Genomic DNA, 20971 nt, shown 5'->3' with positions numbered 1-20971 from the left:
CGCCGGGTCGAACGAGCGCCTCAGCTCGGCGAGGTGTCGCCCAGCGACGCCACGGTCTTCAGCGCGCCGTCGAGCATGTCGCCCTTTTCGTCCTTCAGCGCCGCTTCGCGCAGGCGCCGGATCCAGTCGGCGGCGTCCGGACGGCCCTTGACCAGGTCGAGCGCCGACAGCACCCGGTCGAATTTCGACTGCGCGCGGGCGTGGGTGTCGCTGTAGCCCTTGATCAGCCGGCGGCAGTTGAGGATCTCCGTGCCAAGCGCGTAGTCCTGGCCGACATGGCCGAGCGCCAGCGCATACCAGCGCTCGAGATGGGCGGTCTCGACCTTGTGGCGCAGCAGCCGGCGGCGCCAGCGGCGCAGGCCGCCGATGAACCACAATGCGGCAAAGCCGGCAAAACTGTCGGTGCGGATATGGCGGCCGCGGTTGATGCGGCGGTCGAGGAAGGCGGCGAGCTTCGGCCGCGCCTCGATGTAGCTGCCGAGCCCAGCCGGCAGCGTGCCGCAGAATTCCTCGATGCGCGGATGGAAATATTCGGTCACCTGCAGGACCGAGCCGTCCTTGACGCCAACCTCACGGCGTACGCGTCGGTCGCGGCTAGAGCGCGTCTTCAGGTCGGCGACGCGGATCATGTCGTCGTAGCACATGGCGTTGGCCAGATGCTTGGCGGCGGCGATCGACAGCGCGTAGGCGTGTTCGGCATCGTCCAGAGCGACGGCCCGGTCGAGCCGGTCGAGATACTCGCCGCCATAAGCAACGTCCTGATAGTCGACCACTTTTTTCAGGCCGCGAAGCGCCATGTCGCGCACGGGTACAGGCAGCATGGCGACGCGCGCCGCCAATTGTTGCCAGCCCTTCAACAGGCTTTCCGGGCCGCTGACTTCTGTCGCGGCGCCCGAGCCGGTTTCAGCGGCCGCCGGCCCTGCAGTCTTGTCGCCCGAAGGCGCACTCGCGATGCCGCGCGCCCGATCGTAGGCGGCGCCGAAGGCGGCGAGGCTGGCCTTGACACCACGGCCGCCGGCACTGACCGCCTGCTCATAGCTTTCGCGACTGAACGGCAAGGCGTCGGAGCCGGCCAGCGCGCCGAGCAGGCTGGCCGAGATCATCGAGCCATTGTCGGCGGCGATCTTCTCCATGTCGAAGGCAATGAAGCGCTTGGCCGCGGCTTCCGCCGTGGCATGCACCTTGGAGGACGAGGCGCGGCCGTCGCCGGGCTCGATCTTCTCCGAGACCGCGGCGATGCGGTGCGACGAGGCGATCAGCGTGGTGCGCTCGGGCGTGACGAAGCCGCGGATGATGGCGCGGCCGGCCTCCATCAGTTCGGCGGCGATCAGAATGTCGACGTCGCCCTGCGACGGCGACAGCGCGAAGACCGGCAGGCGGCCGGTGTCGCGGCACATTTCGACATAATAGATGGTGGCGCCGGTGCGCTGGGCGACGCCGGCGACCGAGGTCGATTGCGCGACGTAGCCGTTGCGCTCGGCGACGTCGGTGATCCAGTCGGCCAGCACGCCACCGCCCTGGCCACCGACCGCCAGCACGGCAAGCTTGATGACGCGCTCGTCGTCCGGCGCGCCGGCCTTTGAACGGGTTGATGGAACGGCGTCAAGCATCGGCGAATATCAGGCGCCGGCTTTCACGGCGCCGCTGCAAGCGGCCGATCGTGGCGCGGCGCGCGGCTTCAAGGAAACGGTCCCAGCGGCTCGGATTGTGCACGACATCGGCGCGGTAGAAGGACGGGCAGAGCACCGCCGCATCGGCGACCTCGCCGCAATTGCCGCAACCGACGCAGCTTTGGTCGATATGCGCCACCGGATCGTCGCGCAACGGATCGTCGAGCGACTTCACCGAAAGCGACGGACAGCCGGACAGCCGCATGCAGGCATGGTCGCCGGTGCAGATATCTTCGTCGACACCGAATTTCGGCTTGACTATGCGCGTCCCGCCCTTGATCGCCTTGTCGACCAGCGGCTTTTCGCGGCGCTGCCGGTTGAGCATGCATTCGGACGAGGCGACAATGACTTTCGGGCCCTTCTCGTCCGTCGTCAGCGCCTCGCGCAGCGTGTCTTGCATCTTGGTCACGTCGTAGGTGCGGTCGATGTGGCGCAGCCATTTGACGCCCATGCCCTTCACCGCCTCGGTGATCGGGTGCTTGGTCGACTTGGTCTTGTTGCCGGCGCGGGACGACAGGATGTCCTGCCCTCCGGTCGCGGCCGAATAGAAATTGTCGACGATGACGATGACGCCGTCATTCTTGTTGAACACGGCATTGCCGACCGAGGAGGTCAGGCCGTTGTGCCAGAAGCCGCCGTCGCCGACGAAGGAGATCGAGCGGCGCCTGGCATCGGGCGAATTGAACGCCGAGGCGGAAGCCGGCCCCAGCCCGTAGCCCATGGTAGTGGCACCTAGCTCGAAAGGCGGCATGATCGAGAACAGGTGGCAGCCGATGTCGGAGGCGATGTGGTGCTTGCCCAGCTCCTGCTCGACCAGCTTGGTGGCGGCGAAGATCGGCCGCTCCGGGCAGCCGACGCAGAAGCCAGGCGGCCGGCCCGGGACGACGTTGATCAGGTCGGCGGTGTCGAGCCCGTCGCCGATCCTGTTCGGCGCGCGGACCTCGCTTGGCAGCAGATGCGGGATGGTGGCACGCAGGAACGATCCGATGCCGTCGAGCATCACCTGGCCGGTATATTCGCCGGCCATAGGCAGATGTTCCTTGCCGACGAGCCTGGTGCCGCGGCCGGCCTTGTGCAGCATCGCGGCAAAGGCCTGTTCGATGTAGTTGGGCTGGCCTTCCTCGACGACGAGGACGGCGTCCTTGCCTTCGCAGAAAGACAGGAACTCGTCGTCGACTAAGGGATAGACGGCGTTGAGCACATAGAGCGGCACGTCGGTGTCGCCATAAGTGTCGGCGAGGCCGAGCCGCTGCAGCGCCCGGATGACCGAATTGTACATGCCGCCCTGCATGACGATGCCGACCGAGCCGTGCTCCGGGCCGAATAACTCGTTGATCTTGTTGGTGCGGATGAAATCCACCGCCGCCGGCCAGCGTTTCTGCACCTTTTCCTTCTCGTGCAGGAAGGACGCGGGCGGCAGCACGATGCGGCCGGTGTCGCGGCGCGGCGCCTCGAGCGCATCGGCCACAGTCATTGCCGGGCGCTTGTTGTCCTTGGCGATGAAATGGCCGTGGACATGGCAGCAGCGAATACGGACCTGCAGCATGACTGGCGTGTTGGAAACCTCGGACAGCTCGAAGCCGTCCTCCACCGCCTTGACGATCGACGGCAGGTTCGGTCGCGGGTCGAGCAGCCAGACCTGGCTCTTCATGGCAAAGGCGTGGCTGCGCTCCTGCATGATCGAGGAGCCTTCGCCGTAATCCTCGCCGACGATGATCAATGCACCGCCGGTGACGCCGCCGGAAGCGAGATTGGCGAGCGCGTCGGAGGCGACATTGGTGCCGACCGTAGACTTGAAGGTGGCCGCGCCACGGATCGGATAGTGCACCGATGCCGCCAGCATGGCGGTGGCGGTCGCTTCCGAGGCGCTCGCCTCGAAATGCACGCCGAGCTCGCCCAGGATATCCTGCGCGTCGGCCAGCACGTCCATCAAATGGCTGATCGGCGCGCCCTGATAGCCGCCGACATAGCCGACGCCGCATTGCAGCAGCGCCTTGGTGATGGCGAGAATGCCTTCGCCGGAAAACTCCTCGCCGGCGCCGAGCCTGAGCTTTTCGACTTCCTTGGCAAAAGACCGTTCGGCCATTTTGGGCTCCTTCCGTTACCGCCCCGATGGCGGCGCGTAAGATCAGATGTCGTGCTTGCGAATGTTCTTCAGCATCTTCTGCAATGTCGCGATCAGCGCCGCGTATTCGGCATCGTCGACATCGTCGAACATTGCCTCGAAAGCGTCGTGCATGGCCGGCCAGGCGCGCGCGAACTCGGCGCGGCCATCGTCGGTCAGGAACACATGGCGGATACGGCTGTCGGTGACCCCCTGCTCGCGCCGCACAAACCCTTGCCCCTCCAGCGTGTCGAGCGTGCGGCTCAAGGTCGACTGCTCGATGACGGTATAGACCGAGAGATCGTTGACGGTGACGCCATCGGTGACCGACAACACGGCCAGCGTACGCACCTGCGGAATGGTCAGGCCCTGCTTGCGGAAATTGTCACGCAAGGTGGCGTTGTAGCGGCCCATGATGCGGTTCATCAGATAGGGCGCGAATTGCTGCAGGCCGATCTGGCCCAAAGTCGAGATGCGCTGGCGCTTTTCAACCTTCTGTTCCATCACAGCCTCCCCGCCAGGAGAAAGCCGGAGCCGCCGCCCAAGCCAGCACCCGGATGGGTCGAGGCACCGATGTGGTAGAGACCCCTGACCCCGGTGGCGTGATTGCGGCTCGTCTTGAACGGCCGCCACAGAAACGACTGGTCGATAGCCGAGGAACCGCCATAGGGGTCGCCGCCGACCAGATTGATGTTCATCGCTTCCAGGTCGGCCGGCGAACAGGCGCGGCGTGCGATGACGCTGTCCTCGAACCCATCGATATGGCTGGCAAGGATCGCTTCGGCGCGGTCGGCATAGGCTTCGCGCAGCGCCTCGGTCCAGCGACCGTCTGCCGGTGTTTGCAGTTTGCCGGCGGCATCGCCCTTGATATGCCGTGGCGCCTCGGGCAGTTGCAGCCACAGGACCGCCTTGCCGTCCGGGCAGCGCGATGGGTCGAGCGCGTGCGGCTGGCCGATGCACATGGTCGGCACCTCCGGCAGCATGCCGCGCACGGCTTCGTTGCAGGCCTTCGAGACGCCGTCGAGCCCCGGCGTCAGATGCAGCAGCGCGACCTTGTCCAGGCCCTCGCCGCGCCATGCCGGCGGCTTGTCCAAGGCATAGTGGATCTGGAAATTGCCCTTGCCGTAGCGGTATTTTTGCGCTGCCTCGACGTCTGCTTTCGGCGCCGCGTCGCCGAGCAGCCGCTCGTAGAGCTGGGTCGGCGTGACCGAGCAGATGACGCTCTTGTTCACGTTGATCGTTTCGCCCGAAGCCAGCCGCACGCCGGCGGCGCGGCCTCCGCTTTGGACAATAGCCGCGACGTCGGCGCCGGTGCGGATTTCGCCGCCACGTTCCCTGATCAGGGCCTCGAAGGCGGCCAGCAGATTCCTGGCACCGCCCTTGACGATCGGCGCGCCGGCCGCCTCAAGCGCGAAGGCGATGACCTTGGCGATCTGGCCGGAGAACGCGTCCTCAGGCCCGAGGCCGGCATGCAGCACCCAGGGCGCCCACAGCGCGCGCATGGTTTCCGACTGGTAGGTGCTTTCCAACCAACCGCGCGCCGGCACCAGCGCGCTGCCGACAAAGGCGGCAAGGCCGCGCGGGCCGCGCCGCCAGGCTTCGCCCGCCAGCAGCTTTGCCGTCGGGTAAGACCACAGGCTTCCGCCGAGCAGACCGAACAGCAGGCCAGCATTGCGCTCGATCTCGCCGACATCATTTGCGTGCCGGTCGCCGTCGCCCGCGGCAAGCGCATTGGCCGCCGTGACATTGGCGATACGATCGGTGCGCAGGATGGCGTGGCTGCCGTCCGGGCGCAGCACGCCGGTCGGCGTGGAGGTGTTGCAAAACTCCAGGCCGTGCCGCGCCAGATCCTTGCCCAGCGCCGCATAGGCCGGCGAGGTGATGAACAGGACAAAGGTCGTCGCCATCACGTCGTGGATGAAGCCGGGCGCGGTGATTTCTTCGGTGCGCATGCAGCCGCCGATGCGGTTGTTGCGCTCGAGCACCAGCACCTTCGCCTCCTTGCCGCCAAGCATCGCCGCGCAGACCAGCGCGTTGATGCCGCTGCCGACGATGATGTGATCGATATCGCTCATCGAGGGTTGCTCCGGGTGAGCGGAAGGTGGAATTCATTTGCGTGAATTGCCGTTCCCTCGCGCCCCCCTCTGTCCTGCCGGACATCTCCCTCACTTGGCGGGAGAACGGCTGTCACCGCGGCCTTCGACACTCTCCTACGTCGCAGGAATGAGCGAGGCGCCGAAACTGCCAATCTCCCCCCAAGTGAGGGAGATGTCCGGCAGGACAGGGGAGGGCGCCGTAGAGCCGCAGCCTTGCAAGACTGCCGCTCCCAACCCGTCACCACAGCATTGCCTGCAAGCATGATCTTCTCCCGAAGACCGCCAGTTGCCCTATTGTCTCGGCACGAGCGCCAGTGCGCGGATCGGGCTGCCGGTGCCGTGCTCGATCTTGAGCGGTGCGGCGATCAGGATCGCGCCCTTCGGCGGCAGCCGGTCGAGGTTGCACAGGCTGGCGAGCCCATAGCGGTTGGCCTTGTGCATCAGGCTGTGCGCCGGGAATGGCGGCTCCATTCCCCCTGCTTTGCCAGCATCCGTGCCGATCGTCTCGCTGCCCCAGCCCTTGATGTCCTTGCTGATCAGATACTGGATGGCCTCGGCCGTCGGTCCGGGCGTGTGCGGTCCGGTCTCATTGGCGTTGAGGAACTCGGCTTCCGAGCCGTTGCGCTTGTACCAGTCGGTGCGCATCACCACCCATTCGCCCGCGTTGATAGCGCCATGTTTGGCTTCCCAGGCCTTGATGTGGTCGACGGTGAGCAGGAAGTCGTGATCGGCGGCGGCTTGCTTCGAGCAGTCGATGACATTGACCGGGCCGACGAAATTCTGAACCGGAATGGTGTCGGTGGCACCGTCCGGATAATCCTTGCCGGTGATCCAGTGCTGCGGCGCGTCGAAATGCGTGCCCGAGTGTTCGCCGAGCTTCAGCCAGTTCCAGGCCCACCACGGACCGTTCTTGTCATAGTGGGAGATGGCGTGGATCTCGACCTTCGGCGTGTCCACCGCCAGCTCCGGCGGCAGCTTAATCAGCGGCGTGTTGGGCCCGAGCGGCGCCGTCAGGTCGACCACCTGGATGGCGCCTGAAAGAAGCTGGCCGGCGACGTCGCCGAGGAGTTGTTGTGTGTCCATGGTCTCTGTTCCCTCTTTCTCGATGGTTCTGAAGGCTCTCGCGGCCCTTAATATCCTACTAGACGAAAACATATGCATCTGCAATTATCTTTAAGCATAAAGGAAATGGGACGGGGCGTGAGCGAGTTCGACGCCATATTTGTCGGGGCAGGCCACAACAGTCTGGCATGCGCCGCGCATCTGGCGCTCAAAGGCTGGAAAACAGCGGTTTTCGAACGCAATCCAATGATCGGCGGCGCCATCCAGACGCGCGAATTCACGCTTCCAGGCTTCCGGCACGATTTCGGCGCAATGAATCTGGGCCTGTTCGCCGGCTCGGCCTTTCACAAGAAATATGCAAATGAATTGAAAACCTACGGGCTGGAATTCGTGCCGGTGGCCGACTGTTTTGCCAGCGCCTTCCCCGACGGTCGCTGGTTCGGCGTCAGCAGCGACCTGGAGAAGACCACTGGACGGATGGCCGCCTTCTCCGCGACCGACGCAGCCACATGGCGCCGTCTGGTTGCGGCATTCCCGGCGGAGGCCGAGCATCTGTTCCGGCTGCTGGGCTCGCCGATGAGTGGGCGTGCGCTCGCCGGCACGGCCTGGAAGCTCTGGCGCAAGAAGGGTATTGGCGGCGCGCTCGATACCGGCCGATTACTGCTTTCCTCACCCCGCGCGTGGCTCGAGCAGACTTTCGAGTCACCGCATGTCAGGGCGACGCTGGCCATCTGGGGCATGCATCTCGATTTCGCGCCTGACATCGCTGGCGGCGCGGTATTTCCTTACCTCGAATCCATGGCCAACCAGTGCTTCGGCATGCTGCTCGGCAGAGGCGGCGCCGACACGATCATCCGCGCTTTGTCGGGCATGCTCACGGCCGCCGGCGGCAAGATCGTCACTGGGGCTGATGTCGCCGAGATCACGGTTTCGGCTGGCAAGGCGACCGGCGTGCGGCTCGCTTCCGGCGAGACTCACACCGCCACCAGGGCCGTCATCGCCGGTGTCGCGCCCAAGGCGCTGCCCGGGAAACTGTTGCCTAATGGATCGGGCGACGCCGGCTTCGACACGGCCATGAAAAAATTCCGCCACGCGCCGGGCACGATGATGATCCATCTGGCACTCGACGATTTGCCGGACTGGCGCGCCGGCGCCGAGCTTCGGCAGTTCGCCTATGTGCATCTCTCGCCTTCGCTCGACGCCATGTCGCGAACCTATCAGCAGGCGATGGCAGGCATGCTGCCGGACGAGCCGGTGCTGGTCGTCGGCCAGCCGACGGCGGTCGATCCGTCGCGCGCGCCCGACGGCAACCATGTGCTCTGGGTGCAGGTGCGCATGCTGCCGGCCGAGATTGTGGGCGATGCGGCGGGCATGATCGCGCCGGCCCACTGGGACGAGGCTAGGGAGCACTACGCCGAGCGCGTCCTCGACATTATCGAGCGCTATGCGCCCGGCCTTCGCCGGAAGATCCTCGGCCGCGCCGTGTTCTCGCCCATCGACCTCGAACGCGAGAATCCCAACCTGGTCGGGGGCGACCAGGTCTGCGGCAGCCATCATCTGGTGCAGAATTTCCTGTTCCGGCCGGCGCGCGGTTACGCCGGCTGGAACACGCCGATCGGCAATCTGCACCTGACCGGGGCGGCAACATGGCCGGGCGCCGGCACCGGGGCGGCGTCGGGCTTCATGCTCGCACAACAACTTGGCGGGAGGTAGGCTCCATTTTTCATCCAGGGTGAAGGAGGACAAGGCGCGGTTGCCCAAGGAGCCTGAACCCACCGATTGACAACGACACCGCGCATAAAAGCAACAGGGGAACGACCATGACAATCAACAGACGAGAATTGCTCGGATACGGCGCGGCCGCACTTGGCGCCACGGCGCTCGGCCTGCCGCGAATCGCCAAGGCTGCCGGCGAACTGACTATCGCCTACAACGTCAACCTGCCGTCCTGGGACCCGACCACCGGGCCTTCGGCGGTCAACCCGACCATCCAGGGTCTCTACCAATCGGTGTTCGACCAGTTCATCCCGCAGAAGCCGGATCTTTCTTTCGCGCCCGGCCTGCTCACCGAATGGGGCTGGAACGAGGATCGCAGCAAGATCATGATGACGGTGCGCGAGGGCGTCACCTGGCATGACGGTTCGCCATTCACGGCCGAAGACGTGGTCTGGTCGCTGCAGCGGGCGGGCGATGAAAAGACCGGCAACCCGATCCAGTTCGTCTGGAAGAACGTCAACAACTTCAAGATCGACGGCAACAAGATCACCGGCGACGTCGTGCAATTCGACCCGGTGTATTTCAAATGGATGTCGTTCCTCACCGGCTACATCATGCCGAAGGCCTATTACGAAAAGGTCGGCGCCGAGGGTTTTGAGAAAGCCCCGATCGGCACCGAGCCCTATATGGTCGACAAATTCGAGCGCAACGCCTTCCTGCGGCTCAAGGCCAACCCGAACTACTGGGGCGGCAAGCCGGCCTTCGAAAACGTAACCATCAAGTTCGTCACCGATGCGGCGAGCCGCGTCGCCGAGATCGAGTCCGGCTCCTCGCAGGTGACTCTCGAAATCCCCTATGAGGAATATGACCGCCTGATCGCCAAGGACGGACTTACCGGCTCATGCAAGAATGTTTCCGACATCGGCATGATCTTCTTCAACGACATCGACGTGATGCTGGACAAGAACGTGCGCCAGGCAGCGGTGATGGCGGTCGATAAAAAGCTTTTGGTCGACCGGCTGCTGCGCGGTTACGGCCAGCCCATCGATACGCTGGAGACGCCGGAATACGCCGCCTACGATGCGTCGATCAAAGCCGAGCATAACCCGGAAAAGGCCAAGGAATTGCTGGCCGCCTCCGGCTATTCGCCGGAAAAGCCGGTCAAGTTCACGATACAGACGACCAAGGGCTTCAAGCCCAAGGACTACGAGATGATCCAGGCGATCGTAGGCATGTGGCGCAAGGTCGGCATCGAGGCGACGATCGAGGTCTACGAGATCGCCAAGCACTATGAGTTGCGCGCCGCCGACAAGCTGGCGCCGGCCGCCTTCTACAATTGGGGCAACGCCATCGGCGACCCGACCACCTCGACCGGCTTTGCCATGTATGGCCCGAGCCCGCATTCGGTGTGGGACAGTCAGGATCTGATCGACATGATCAACCCGCTGTGGGGCGAGAAGGACGAGGCCAAGCGCATTGCCGGCTGGAAGGCCGTCGACAAGTACATTGCCGAGCAGGCCTATGTCCTGCCGCTGATCCAGTATGCGCAGCCGATCGTGCATGCCAAGGGCGTCAATGTCGTGCAGCATGTGTCGGGCGCGCTGTTGCCGGCGCTGATGAGCCCGGCCTGAGACAGTCTTCGGCTTGCCGCGCGCCGTCCGGAATGACGGCGCGCATTTTCTGTCACGGGCGACCATGCTGCTGCAAAGATTCCTGATCCGTCTTCTGACGATGGCGATCACGCTGTTCGGCGTGGCCGTCGTCGTCTTCGTCGTCATCCGTGTCGCGCCAGGCGATCCGATCGCGATGATGCTGCCGCCCGGTGCAACCGATGCCGACATCGCGCGTCTGCGCGCGCTTTACGGGCTGGACAAGACCATCGTCCAGCAATTTTTCATCTGGCTGGCAGGTGTCGTCAGGGGCGATTTCGGCACCTCGATTTCGCTCCGGCAGGATGTTCTGGGCCTGGTCCTCAACCGCCTGCCGGCGACGCTGGAACTCGCGATCGTCGCGCTCTTGATGGCGCTGGCAATCGGCGGCACGACGGCGATCCTCGGCGCGCGCGAACGCGGCACCGCAGTCGAGGCTGGCATCGACATCGCCAGCGGTGCGGCGCTCTCGATTCCCGATTTCCTGTGGGGTTTGGTGCTGATCCTTCTGTTCGGCGTGCTGGTGCCGGTTTTCGACATTTCCGGCCGGGTGTCGCCGCAGCTCGATCTGCCCTTCGTCACGCAGTTCTATTTGTTCGAGAGCATCGTGCGGCTGCGCTTCGACCTGACCAAGGACCTGCTGGCGCATATGCTGATGCCGGCCGTGGCTTTGGCGCTGCCACTCGCCGCAATCATCTCGCAGCTGCTGAAACAGTCGTTGAAGGAAGTGCTCGACCTCGACTATGTCGTGTTGGCGCGGGTAAAGGGCTTTTCGGAAACGCAGGTCATCCTGCGCGAGGCGTTGAAGAACGCCGCCCTGCCGACGCTCACTCTGGTCGGCGTGCAGTTCACCTTCCTGATCGGCGGCACGGTCATCGTCGAGCGGCTATTTTCCTATGAGGGTCTCGGCAACATGGCGATCGATGCCGTCATCAACCGCGACCTGCCGCTGATCCAGGGCATCGTGCTGGTGTTCGCGCTGTTGTTCGTGCTGATCAACCTCAGCGTGGACATGATATATGCGCTGCTTAATCCGAGGCTGCGCCGTGGATGAGGCCCGCATTTCAAGACATGGCTCGCGGGCACGCCTGTGGCTGGCCGGCGGTTGGCTGCTGATTGCGCTGCTGGCCGCGATTTTTGCGCCGTTGGTCGCGCCGCAGGACCCACTGGCGCAGGATTTGATGCTGGAGCGGCTGCCGCCGTTCTGGCTGAGCGATGCTGAGCCCGGCTACTGGCTCGGCACCGACAGCCTCGGCCGCGATCTTCTGTCACGGCTGATCTTCGGTGCCCGCATCGCCTTCATCGTCGCCTTCGCGGCAGCCCTTGCCGCCTGCCTGGTCGGCTCGACGCTGGGGCTGATCGCCGGCTATTTCGGCGGCTGGGCCGACCGCATCATCTCGCGTATCGTCGATGTCTGGATGGCGTTTCCCCCGGTGCTGTTTGCCATCCTTCTGGTCGCAGTGCTCGGCACCGGCTTGAGCTCGGTTATCATTGCCATTGCCGTCATCGACTGGACGCGCTTCTGCCGGGTGATCCGCGCCGAGACGATGGGCCAGTCGCGCATGGACTATGTCGAGAACGCCCGCATCGCCGGTTACGGCCGCATCGGCATCATGCTGCGCGAAGTGCTGCCCAATGTGGTGCCGTCGATCGTGGCGCTGCTGTCGCTGGAGATGGGCATTGCCGTCATCGTTGAGGCGATCCTGTCCTTCGTCAATCTGTCGATCTCGACCGACGACCCGACCTGGGGCGGCATCATCGCAGAGGGTCGCTTGTCGGTCCATCAGGCCTGGTGGGTGCTGGTGTTCCCGCTGGTCACCCTGATCCTTACGGTGCTGTCGTTCAGCCAGTTCGGCGAAGGTCTCAGGGCACGTTTCGATCCGGTGCTGCGATGAACGCGCTGGCGAAATCCTGCCTCGACATACGCGACCTTAGCGCGGTGCTGCCTAATGGCTTGCGCGTGTTGCGCTCGGTATCGCTTTCCGTTCAACCCGGCGAGGTCCGCGCGCTGGTCGGCGAGAGCGGCGCCGGCAAGACGATGATCGGCAAGGCGGTGCTCGGCGTGCTGCCACCCAGCGTGCGCATTGTCGAAGGCGACATGCTGCTCGAGGGCGAGGACCTCGGCAAGCTTCAGCCGAAGGCAAGGCGCCCGTTGATCGGCGCGCGCACCGCGCTGATCCCGCAGGACCCGCTGACCGCGCTCAATCCGTCACGGCGAATCGGCCCACAGATGACCGACCGGCTGGTGCGCATCCTCGGCTGGAGCGGTGAGAAGGCCGATACACGCATCCGCCAATTGCTGGACGAGGTGCAGATCCGCGACCCCGAGCGTGTCCTCAAATGCTATCCGCACGAGCTGTCCGGCGGCATGCGCCAGCGCGTGCTGATCGCCGCGGCGTTCGCAGCCGAACCAAGGCTGATCGTCGCCGACGAGCCGACCACGGCGCTCGACGTGACCGTGCAGAAGCAGATCTTGCGGCTGATCGCGCAATTGCAGCGCGAGCATGGTACGGCGATCCTGTTCGTTACCCACGATCTCGGCGTCGTCGCCAAGATAAGCCAGAAAGTTTCAGTGCTCTACGCCGGCAAGGTGGTGGAGGAGGCCGAGACGGCTGCTCTCTTCGCTGCCCCGCAGCACCCCTATACGCGGGCGCTGATGGCCGCGACGCCGCGCTACACCGATCCCCTCGCTTCGCTGAAACCCGTGGACGAGGCGGTACTGGCCGGGCTAGCCGCGGAGATCGCCGCCGCCGATCAGGCCTGGAGGCACCCGCATGGCTGAGCCGCTGTTTTCCGTGCGTGGGCTGAAGGTTGCCTTACCCGACATGACGCGCAAGCCGTTGTTTGGCCGCGCTCCGCTGGCCGAGATCCTGAAAGGCCTGGACTTCGATCTGCCCAGGGGATCGGTGACCGGCATCGTCGGCGAATCCGGGTCGGGGAAATCGACGCTCGGCCGCGCGCTGGTGCGTCTGCTGGAGCCCAGCGCCGGCAGCGTCAGCTTCGACGGCCGCGACATCACGCATCTGCCTGAGGCGGAGCTACGGCCCGTCCGCCGCGATCTGCAGATGATCTTCCAGGACCCGATGTCGTCGCTTAACCCACGCCGCACCATCGCCAGCATCATCGCCGCACCACTCAAACAGAATGGCCTCGGCGACAATCTGAAAGCCCGAGTTGCTGAAGCGCTTCAGCGCGTCGGCCTGCCTCAAGGCTTCGCCAGCCGCTATCGTCATGAATTGTCGGGCGGCCAGCGCCAGCGCGTCGGCATTGCCCGCGCGCTGGCGCTGTCGCCGAAATTCGTGCTGGCCGACGAAATCGTCTCAGGCCTCGACGTGTCGACGCAGGCACAGATCCTGACGCTGCTGGAAAAACTCGCCGCCGAGATGGGCCTGACCGTTGCGTTCATCAGCCATGACCTGTCAGTGATCCGGCGGCTCTGCCGGCAAGTGATCGTCATGCGCGAAGGCGCGATCGTCGAAGCCAGTGCGACGGATACTTTGTTCGAGAAGCCGCAGCAGGCTTACACGCGCGACCTCCTCGCCGCCATTCCGCTGCCCGAGATCGATGACGCCTGGCTGCTTCCCGCCGCAAAGGCGCCGGCATGAACACATTCCTACTCGCACGCCGAAGAGCGGGCCCCCGACGTGCGCCGACAAGTCAGCTCGCGAAACGGAGGAGAACTGGAATGAAATACGCAATCAGAAACACGATGCTTGCGGCCGCTCTGGCCGGCTCGATGGGAGCAGCCTCGGCTGATTCGATACCCGGCATGCGTGGCCACGACCACACCGGCGTCACCGTCCCCGACATGCAGCAGGCCGTCGAGTTTTTTATCAAGGTGGTCGGCTGCAAGAAGGCGATGTCGTTCGGCCCGTTCGCCGACGACAAGGGCACGTTCATGCAGGATCTGCTGGGCGTCGATCCTAGGGCAGTGATCGAGGAGATCACCCTGGTCCGCTGCGGACACGGGTCGAACATCGAGCTGTTCAAATACACCGCGCCGGACCAGAAGGACCTGACGCCTCGCAACAGCGACATAGGCGGCTTCCACATCGCCTTCTATGTCGACGATATCGCCGCCGCAAAAGCCTATCTTGACGGCAAAGGCGTCAAGACGCGGATGGGGCCGCTGCCGGTTACCGAAGGCCCGGCCGCCGGCCAGACCATCCTCTACTTCCAGGCGCCCTGGGGCTTGCAGTTGGAAGCGATCAGCTATCCCAATGGCATGGCCTATGAAAAAGATGCGGAGACGGTGCTGTGGAGCCCGAAGAACCCGGAGAAATAGCCCGGAGCTTCCCTGGCCAGCGCAAGCCGACTGCCGGCAAGCTTGGTTTCTGAGGCGGATTGTTTCAATCCTGAAACTTCAAGGTTGAATTAATCTGCTTCAGGCGTAAACTCGACAAACAGAAGCGAAGAGGAGATCGCACGATGAAAGTTGCGGTTCTCGGTGGCGGACCAGCCGGGCTCTACTTTGCAATCTCGCTGAAGCTCAGGGATGCCGCGCATGAGGTCACGGTATTCGAGCGCAACCGTGCCGATGATACGTTCGGCTGGGGCGTCGTGCTGTCGGCCGAAACGCTGGAGAACCTGACCAAAAACGACCCGGTCAGCGCCGTCTGGATCCGCAAGCATTTCGCCTATTGGGACGACATCGCCGTCATCCATGACCGCGTGCGAACGGTCTCGACCGGTCATGGCTTTTGCGGCATCGGCCGCAAGCGGCTGCTCACCCTGCTGCAACGGCGGGCGCGCGAGCTCGGCGTCAAGCTGGTCTTCGAAACCGACATCGCCGATCCAAAGCCGTTTATGGAGACGCACGACCTGGTTGTCGCCGCCGACGGGCTGAACTCGAAAGCGCGGGGCACCTTCGTCGACGTGTTCAAGCCCGATATCGACATCCGTAAATGCAAGTTCGTTTGGCTCGGCACCCACCAGAAATTCGACGACGCCTTCACGTTCATCTTCGAGAAAACCGAGCATGGTTGGGTGTGGGCGCATGCCTACCAGTTCGACAGCGATACCGCGACCTTCATCGTAGAATGCAGCGAGCAGACCTGGCAGCGCTTCGGCTTCGGCGCGATGTCGCAGCAGGAATCAATCGCCGTCTGCGAGCGCATCTTTGCCCGTCATCTCGGCGGCCACGCGCTGATGACCAACGCCAATCATATCCGCGGCTCGGCGTGGATCAATTTCCCGCGCGTCTTGTGCGAACGCTGGTCCTACAAGAACCTGGCGCTGATGGGCGACGCGGCGGCGAGCGCGCATTTCTCGATCGGTTCCGGCACCAAGCTGGCGCTGGAAAGCGCGGTGGCGCTGGCCGACTATGTCGAGTCCGAACCGGACCTCGAAGCAGCCTTCCGCAAATATGAGGACGCCCGCCGCACCGAAGTGCTGAAGCTGCAGTCGGCGGCGCGCAATTCGCTCGAATGGTTCGAAGAGGTCGAGCGCTATCTCGGCCTCGATCCGGTGCAGTTCAACTATTCGCTTTTGACGCGTTCGCAGCGCATCAGTCACGAGAATTTGCGGCTGCGCGATGCCGAATGGCTGGCCGGCGCCGAGGAATGGTTCCAGCGTCAGGCCGGCGCCGGCGGCAACAATCTGCGTCGCGCGCCGATGTTCGCGCCGTTCCGGCTGCGCGGCATGGCGCTGCAGAACCGCGTCGTCGTCTCGCCGATGGCGCAGTACAAAGCGGTCGACGGCTGTCCGACTGACTGGCATTTCGCCCATTACGCCGAACGGGCCAAGGGCGGCGCCGGTCTCCTCTACATCGAGATGACCTGCGTCAGCGCGGAGGGCCGCATCACGCCTGGCTGCCCCGGTTTCTATGCGCCCGAGCATGAGGTCGCCTGGAAGCGGCTGGTCGAGTTCGTCCATGCCGAAACCGAGGCCAAGATCTGCGCCCAGATCGGCCATTCCGGTGCCAAAGGGTCGACCAGGCTCGGCTGGCAGGGAACCGACGTGCCGCTGCCCTCAGGCAATTGGCCGGTCATGGCAGCCTCTTCCGTGCCGTGGTCGCCGGAAAACCAGGTGCCGAAGGCGATGGACCGCGCCGACATGGATATGGTGCGCGACCAGTTTGTCGCTTCGGCCGAGATGGCGGCGCGGTGCGGCTTCGACATGCTCGAAATCCACGCCGCGCACGGCTATCTCCTGTCCTCCTTCATCACGCCCTTGACCAACCGGCGCACCGACTCCTATGGCGGCTCGCTGGAAAACCGCATGCGCTATCCCTTGGAAATCTTTCATGCGGTGCGCGCCGCATGGCCGGCCGAGAAGCCGATCTCGATGCGCATATCCGCCAATGACTGGCTGGGTATCGAAGGCGTGACGCCGGCCGACGCCGTAGAGATCGCGCGGCTGCTGCATGAGGCCGGCGTAGACATCTGCGACGTATCGGCCGGCCAGACTTCGGCCGTGGCAAGACCGGTCTATGGCCGCATGTTCCAGACGCCGTTTTCCGATCGCATCCGCAACGAGGTCGGCATGGCGACGATGGCGGTCGGCAATATCTATGAGCCGGACCACGTCAACTCGATCCTGATGGCGGGCCGCGCCGATCTCGTCGCACTGGCTAGGCCGCATCTTGCCGATCCGTACTGGACACTGCACGCGGCCGTCACGCTTGGCGACCGCGGCGTCAAATGGCCGGATCCCTATCTGCCCGGCCGCGACCAGCTCTACCGGCTGGCCGAGCGCGAAGCGGCAGCGGGGTTGAAAGTATGAGTGCCGTGGCGATGATTTCGGGACGTCATGCGCTGGTCACCGGCGGCGGCTCCGGCGTCGGCCGCGCGATCGCGCTGGCGCTGGCCGGCGCGGGCATTAACGTGACCATCTGCGGCCGGCGCGTGGAGCCGCTTGCCGAGGTTGCCGCCGAGAACAAGCGCATCTTCGCAGTTGCCGCCGACGTCACCGACGAGGCATCGATGACGGCACTCTACGAGGCCGCGGAAGCGGCACACGGAGCGTTCGACATCGTCGTTGCCAATGCCGGAATGTCCGGCAGTGCTCCGGCGCAGCGGACCTCGCTGGCAGACTGGCAGCGCACGCTCGACGTCAACTTGACCGGTGCGTTCCTGACGGTGAAGCCGGCGCTGGCCGGCATGGCAGTGCGCAAGACTGGCCGTATCATCTTCGTCGCTTCCACCGCCGGACTGAAAGGCTATCCCTATGTCGCAGCTTACGTTGCCGCCAAGCATGGCGTCGTCGGCCTGATGCGGGCACTCGCCGTCGAGACCGCCAAGTCCGGCATAACAGTGAATGCCGTGTGCCCAGGGTTTGTCGAAACCGAGATGCTGGAGAGCACCGTCCAGCGCATCGTCCAAACGACCGGCCGCTCGTCCGAGCAGGCACGGACAAGCCTAGCCGCGACCAACCCGCAAGACCGCTTCATCCAGCCGGAGGAAATTGCGGCCGCGGTACTTTATCTGTGTGGCGACGCCGCCCGGTCGATTACCGGGCAGACGATTTCGATCTCCGGAGGTGAGACATGGTAGCCGGTCCCCTACCCGCCCCGTCCGGACCCGGCAAGGACCGCCTGCGGCTGTGGATTCGCCTGCTGCGCGCCTCGCGCACCATCGAGGCCGAACTGCGCGAACGACTGCGGCAAGAGTTCAACACAACGCTGCCACGCTTCGACGTGATGGCCGCGCTCTACCGCGCGCCGGAGGGCATGCTGATGAGCGATCTTTCGCGCTTCCTGCTGGTGTCCAACGGCAATGTCACCGGCATCATCGACCGGCTGGTCTCGGAAGGGCTGGTGATGCGGGCCCGACGCAATGGCGACCGCCGCACTTCGATGGTGCGGCTGACGGAAGAGGGATCGAAGACTTTCGCCGTGATCGCCGCCGCGCATGAAAAATGGGTCGGCGAGTTGCTGGGCAATGTGAGCGAGGACGAGGCGCGCCGGCTGACCGGCATGCTGACCTCCTTCCGCAGCAATTGGGAGGGACGGGAATGACGAAGCTGGCCGGCCGCAAGCCGAAGCATTTCCTCTGGCAGGTCGAAGGCAAGATCGCAAAGATCCGGCTCGATCGACCGGAGCGCAAGAACCCGCTGACCTTCGACGGCTATGCCGAATTGCGCGACATATTTCGCGACCTTGTCTACGCCGATGATGTCGATGCTGTGGTGTTCCTGCCCAATGGCGGCAATTTCTGCTCGGGCGGCGATGTCCACGAAATCATCGGCCCACTGGTCAAGATGGACATGAAGGCGCTGCTCGCCTTCACCCGCATGACCGGCGATTTCGTCAAGGCGATGCTGAATTGCGGCAAGCCGATTATTGCGGCGGTCGATGGCGTGGCGGTCGGCGCCGGCGCGATTATCGCCATGGCCTCCGATATTCGCATCGCCACGCCCCAGGCCAAGACAGCATTCCTGTTCACCCGCGTCGGCCTTGCCGGCTGCGACATGGGGGCCTGCGCGATCCTGCCGCGCATCATTGGCCAGGGCCGCGCCGCCGAGCTGCTCTATACCGGCCGCACGATGAGTGCCGAGGAAGGCGAGCGCTGGGGCTTCTACAACCGGCTGGTCGATACCGCAACGCTTGAGGCCGACGCGCTCGACATGGCCGCGCGCGTCGTTTCCGGCCCGACCTTCGCCCACGGCATGACCAAGACGCAGCTGAATCAGGAATGGTCGATGGGGCTTGACCAGGCTATCGAATCGGAAGCGCAGGCGCAGGCGATCTGCATGCAGACACGCGATTTCGAACGGGCGTACGAGGCTTTCGTCGCCAAGGAAAAGCCGGTGTTCGAGGGGAATTGAGGATGTTTTCTTCGATAAAGACCGACAGGTTCGCGGGACAGCGCCCCCCTCTGTCCTGCCGGACATCTCCCCCTCAAGGGGGGAGATCGACTTTGGTTCCCACCTTAGCCAATCGCAACCGCCGCAAGATGCGGGCGGACGCCGGAGCTGCCAATCTCCCCCCTAGAGGGGGAGACGGCCGGCAGGCCAGAGGGGGGCGCCGTAGAGCGCGAGGCCCGAAGCATAGCGGAGGCAGAAATGCCTGACCGCTCTTTCCTCAACTGGCCGTTCTTCGAGGACCGCCATCGTGAACTGGCCGAGCGGCTGGACGCATGGTGCTCCAAGACCCTGCCGGTCGCCCATGACGATGTCGACGCCGCTTGCCGCGAGCTGGTGGCCAAGCTCGGCCGGGACGGCTGGCTGAAGCCGACGGCGCTCGACACCGAAAACCCCTCGCCGCTCGACGTGCGCACGCTCTGCCTCACGCGCGAGACGCTGGCCCGGCATGATGGGCTGGCCGATTTCGCCTTCGCCATGCAAGGGCTCGGCACTGGCGCGCTCAGCCTGTTCGGCTCGCCCGACCAGCAGAGCTGGCTGGCGAAGACACGGGCCGGCAAGGCGATTTCGGCTTTCGCGCTGTCGGAGCCGCGCTCGGGCTCGGACGTCGCCAATATGGAAATGACGGCCATGCGTGACGGCGACAGCTATCTCCTATCCGGCGAAAAGACCTGGATCTCCAACGGCGGTATCGCTGACTTTTATGCTGTCTTTGCCCGCACCGGCGAAGCGCCCGGCGCCAAGGGGCTTTCCGCCTTTGTCGTGCCTTCCGACACCGAGGGGCTGATCGTTGCCGAGCGGCTGGAGGTGATCGCGCCGCACCCGCTCGCCCGGCTGTCCTTCGACAATGCACGCATTCCAGCCTCGGCGCTGATCGGCAAACCCGGTGACGGTTTTCGCATCGCCATGTCCGTGCTCGACGTGTTCCGTTCGACCGTCGGCGCAGCGGCGCTCGGCCTTGCCCGGCGCGCGCTGGACGAAAGCATCACAAGAGTGGCCGAGCGCAAGCTGTTCGGTGCACCGATGGCCGAGCTGCAGATGGTGCAGGGCCATATCGCCGACATGGCGCTGGATGTCGATGCCGCCGCCTTGCTGGTCTACCGCGCCGCCTGGACCAAGGACATGGGCGCGGCCCGGGTTACCCGCGAAGCCGCCATGGCCAAGCTGTTCGCTACCGACAAAGCGCAGGAGGTGATCGACAAGGCTGTACAGCTGCATGGCGGCGACGGCGTCCGCAAGGGCCATATCGTCGAAAGACTGTATCGCGAGATCCGGGCACTGCGCATCTACGAGGGAGCGTCCGACGTGCAGAAGGTGGTGATTGCACGGCAGGTGATGGGGGCGGCCTGAGACGGAGTTGTGTGGAAGAATTGATTGTCTTTGAGTTTTAAGCGACCGGATTTGAGCATTGGGAGGTTTTGACATGCACACCATCCTGCAGCCGGAAGGCTGGGCGAAACCCGTCGGCTACGCCAATGGCGTCGCCGCGCGTGGACAGCTTGTCTTCGTCGGCGGGCAGGTCGGCTGGAACGGACAGGGCCGCTTCGAGACGGATGATCTTGTCGGCCAGGTGCGGCAGACGCTGGCCAATATTGTCGCCGTGCTCGCCGAGGCCGGCGCCACGCCTGAGCATATCACCTCGATGACCTGGTACTTTACCGACAAGGCGGAATATCTGGCCAATCTCAAGGGGATCGGCGAGGCCTATCGCGAGGTGATCGGCCGGCATTTTCCGGCGATGGCCGCTATCCAGGTGATGGCGCTTGTCGAGGACCGCGCCAAGGTTGAGATCCAGGCCACGGCGGTTATTCCGGAGTGACGGCAACACGCGGCAAATTTTTTAAGCTTAAAACTTTCGCCTTGAAAAGCGCG

The 20971-nt window shown here is 64.5% G+C and carries 18 protein-coding genes; 13 read left to right on the top strand and 5 right to left on the bottom strand.

Going from position 1 to position 20971, the window contains the following annotated elements; all coding sequences use genetic code 11:
- Positions 1-20: 20 nt before the first annotated feature.
- The 5 genes from NKJ84_RS08435 to NKJ84_RS08415 all read right to left on the bottom strand — a co-directional run bounded on the left by NKJ84_RS08435 (position 21) and on the right by NKJ84_RS08415 (position 6953).
- Positions 21-1610 (bottom strand): indolepyruvate oxidoreductase subunit beta family protein, encoded by a 1590-nt coding sequence (locus NKJ84_RS08435; RefSeq protein ID WP_352506103.1) that lies wholly within the window; start codon positions 1608-1610, stop codon positions 21-23.
- The gene (locus NKJ84_RS08430) at positions 1603-3756 is read right to left on the bottom strand and encodes a thiamine pyrophosphate-dependent enzyme (protein WP_352506102.1); all 2154 of its coding nucleotides are present in this window, start codon (positions 3754-3756) and stop codon (positions 1603-1605) included. Before NKJ84_RS08430 ends, NKJ84_RS08435 begins: the two co-directional genes overlap by 8 nt.
- A gap of 42 nt (positions 3757-3798) precedes the next feature.
- Entirely contained in the window at positions 3799-4278 is a 480-nt protein-coding gene (locus tag NKJ84_RS08425) for a MarR family winged helix-turn-helix transcriptional regulator (RefSeq protein ID WP_352455076.1), read from the bottom strand.
- Complete coding sequence (locus tag NKJ84_RS08420) at positions 4278-5849, bottom strand: phytoene desaturase family protein (protein WP_352506101.1); 1572 nt, start codon at positions 5847-5849, stop codon at positions 4278-4280. The genes NKJ84_RS08425 and NKJ84_RS08420 overlap by 1 nt, the downstream gene beginning before the upstream one ends.
- A gap of 312 nt (positions 5850-6161) precedes the next feature.
- Positions 6162-6953 carry a cyclase family protein gene (locus NKJ84_RS08415; protein ID WP_352506100.1) on the bottom strand — a complete coding sequence of 264 codons (792 nt, stop codon included), beginning with the start codon at positions 6951-6953 and terminating at the stop codon, positions 6162-6164.
- A 117-nt stretch (positions 6954-7070) separates the two neighbouring features.
- Here NKJ84_RS08415 and NKJ84_RS08410 point away from each other — a divergent pair, with 117 nt between their 5' ends.
- The 13 genes from NKJ84_RS08410 (at position 7071) to NKJ84_RS08350 (ending at position 20918) form a co-directional block, all read left to right on the top strand.
- The gene (locus NKJ84_RS08410; RefSeq protein ID WP_352506099.1) at positions 7071-8645 is read left to right on the top strand and encodes a phytoene desaturase family protein; all 1575 of its coding nucleotides are present in this window, start codon (positions 7071-7073) and stop codon (positions 8643-8645) included.
- Positions 8646-8752: 107 nt separating this feature from the next.
- The gene (locus NKJ84_RS08405) at positions 8753-10279 is read left to right on the top strand and encodes an ABC transporter substrate-binding protein (RefSeq protein ID WP_352506098.1); all 1527 of its coding nucleotides are present in this window, start codon (positions 8753-8755) and stop codon (positions 10277-10279) included.
- 64 nt (positions 10280-10343) lie between these two features.
- Entirely contained in the window at positions 10344-11351 is a 1008-nt protein-coding gene (locus NKJ84_RS08400; protein ID WP_352506097.1) for an ABC transporter permease, read from the top strand.
- Positions 11344-12192, top strand: coding sequence for an ABC transporter permease (locus NKJ84_RS08395; protein WP_352506096.1), 849 nt, complete (start codon positions 11344-11346; stop codon positions 12190-12192). The genes NKJ84_RS08400 and NKJ84_RS08395 overlap by 8 nt, the downstream gene beginning before the upstream one ends.
- The gene (locus NKJ84_RS08390) at positions 12189-13079 is read left to right on the top strand and encodes an ABC transporter ATP-binding protein (protein ID WP_352506095.1); all 891 of its coding nucleotides are present in this window, start codon (positions 12189-12191) and stop codon (positions 13077-13079) included. The genes NKJ84_RS08395 and NKJ84_RS08390 overlap by 4 nt, the downstream gene beginning before the upstream one ends.
- Positions 13072-13902, top strand: coding sequence for an ATP-binding cassette domain-containing protein (locus NKJ84_RS08385; RefSeq protein ID WP_352506094.1), 831 nt, complete (start codon positions 13072-13074; stop codon positions 13900-13902). Before NKJ84_RS08390 ends, NKJ84_RS08385 begins: the two co-directional genes overlap by 8 nt.
- Positions 13903-13982: 80 nt before the next feature.
- Complete coding sequence (locus NKJ84_RS08380) at positions 13983-14582, top strand: VOC family protein (RefSeq protein ID WP_352506093.1); 600 nt, start codon at positions 13983-13985, stop codon at positions 14580-14582.
- A gap of 143 nt (positions 14583-14725) precedes the next feature.
- Positions 14726-17020, top strand: a complete 2295-nt coding sequence (locus NKJ84_RS08375) for a bifunctional salicylyl-CoA 5-hydroxylase/oxidoreductase (RefSeq protein WP_352506092.1) — start codon at positions 14726-14728, stop codon at positions 17018-17020.
- Complete coding sequence (locus NKJ84_RS08370; protein WP_352506091.1) at positions 17017-17790, top strand: SDR family NAD(P)-dependent oxidoreductase; 774 nt, start codon at positions 17017-17019, stop codon at positions 17788-17790. The genes NKJ84_RS08375 and NKJ84_RS08370 overlap by 4 nt, the downstream gene beginning before the upstream one ends.
- Positions 17784-18254, top strand: coding sequence for a MarR family winged helix-turn-helix transcriptional regulator (locus NKJ84_RS08365; protein WP_254816232.1), 471 nt, complete (start codon positions 17784-17786; stop codon positions 18252-18254). Before NKJ84_RS08370 ends, NKJ84_RS08365 begins: the two co-directional genes overlap by 7 nt.
- On the top strand, positions 18251-19063 hold the full coding sequence (locus NKJ84_RS08360; protein ID WP_352506090.1) for an enoyl-CoA hydratase family protein: 813 nt from the start codon (positions 18251-18253) through the stop codon (positions 19061-19063). Before NKJ84_RS08365 ends, NKJ84_RS08360 begins: the two co-directional genes overlap by 4 nt.
- Positions 19064-19300: 237 nt before the next feature.
- Complete coding sequence (locus tag NKJ84_RS08355) at positions 19301-20449, top strand: acyl-CoA dehydrogenase family protein (protein ID WP_352506089.1); 1149 nt, start codon at positions 19301-19303, stop codon at positions 20447-20449.
- 73 nt (positions 20450-20522) lie between these two features.
- Positions 20523-20918: a RidA family protein gene (locus NKJ84_RS08350; protein WP_352506088.1), complete on the top strand. Its 396-nt coding sequence runs from the start codon at positions 20523-20525 to the stop codon at positions 20916-20918.
- Positions 20919-20971: the final 53 nt, after the last annotated feature.

It is taken from the genome of Mesorhizobium sp. M0048, assembly GCF_040323405.1.
Classification (GTDB): Bacteria; Pseudomonadota; Alphaproteobacteria; order Rhizobiales; family Rhizobiaceae; genus Mesorhizobium.
This window is presented reverse-complemented; position numbering and strand designations above follow the sequence as displayed.

What these genes read in the sequence shown, in the direction of transcription:
- NKJ84_RS08370 (WP_352506091.1), top strand. Translation starts at nt 17,017, where the DNA reads ATGAGTGCCGTGGCGATGATTTCGGGACGTCATGCGCTGGTCACCGGC.
- NKJ84_RS08415 (WP_352506100.1), bottom strand. Translation starts at nt 6,953, where the DNA reads ATGGACACACAACAACTCCTCGGCGACGTCGCCGGCCAGCTTCTTTCA.
- NKJ84_RS08425 (WP_352455076.1), bottom strand. Translation starts at nt 4,278, where the DNA reads ATGGAACAGAAGGTTGAAAAGCGCCAGCGCATCTCGACTTTGGGCCAG.
- NKJ84_RS08350 (WP_352506088.1), top strand. Translation starts at nt 20,523, where the DNA reads ATGCACACCATCCTGCAGCCGGAAGGCTGGGCGAAACCCGTCGGCTAC.
- NKJ84_RS08365 (WP_254816232.1), top strand. Translation starts at nt 17,784, where the DNA reads ATGGTAGCCGGTCCCCTACCCGCCCCGTCCGGACCCGGCAAGGACCGC.
- NKJ84_RS08435 (WP_352506103.1), bottom strand. Translation starts at nt 1,610, where the DNA reads ATGCTTGACGCCGTTCCATCAACCCGTTCAAAGGCCGGCGCGCCGGAC.
- NKJ84_RS08355 (WP_352506089.1), top strand. Translation starts at nt 19,301, where the DNA reads ATGCCTGACCGCTCTTTCCTCAACTGGCCGTTCTTCGAGGACCGCCAT.
- NKJ84_RS08360 (WP_352506090.1), top strand. Translation starts at nt 18,251, where the DNA reads ATGACGAAGCTGGCCGGCCGCAAGCCGAAGCATTTCCTCTGGCAGGTC.
- NKJ84_RS08380 (WP_352506093.1), top strand. Translation starts at nt 13,983, where the DNA reads ATGAAATACGCAATCAGAAACACGATGCTTGCGGCCGCTCTGGCCGGC.
- NKJ84_RS08420 (WP_352506101.1), bottom strand. Translation starts at nt 5,849, where the DNA reads ATGAGCGATATCGATCACATCATCGTCGGCAGCGGCATCAACGCGCTG.
- NKJ84_RS08390 (WP_352506095.1), top strand. Translation starts at nt 12,189, where the DNA reads ATGAACGCGCTGGCGAAATCCTGCCTCGACATACGCGACCTTAGCGCG.
- NKJ84_RS08430 (WP_352506102.1), bottom strand. Translation starts at nt 3,756, where the DNA reads ATGGCCGAACGGTCTTTTGCCAAGGAAGTCGAAAAGCTCAGGCTCGGC.
- NKJ84_RS08400 (WP_352506097.1), top strand. Translation starts at nt 10,344, where the DNA reads ATGCTGCTGCAAAGATTCCTGATCCGTCTTCTGACGATGGCGATCACG.
- NKJ84_RS08375 (WP_352506092.1), top strand. Translation starts at nt 14,726, where the DNA reads ATGAAAGTTGCGGTTCTCGGTGGCGGACCAGCCGGGCTCTACTTTGCA.
- NKJ84_RS08385 (WP_352506094.1), top strand. Translation starts at nt 13,072, where the DNA reads ATGGCTGAGCCGCTGTTTTCCGTGCGTGGGCTGAAGGTTGCCTTACCC.
- NKJ84_RS08405 (WP_352506098.1), top strand. Translation starts at nt 8,753, where the DNA reads ATGACAATCAACAGACGAGAATTGCTCGGATACGGCGCGGCCGCACTT.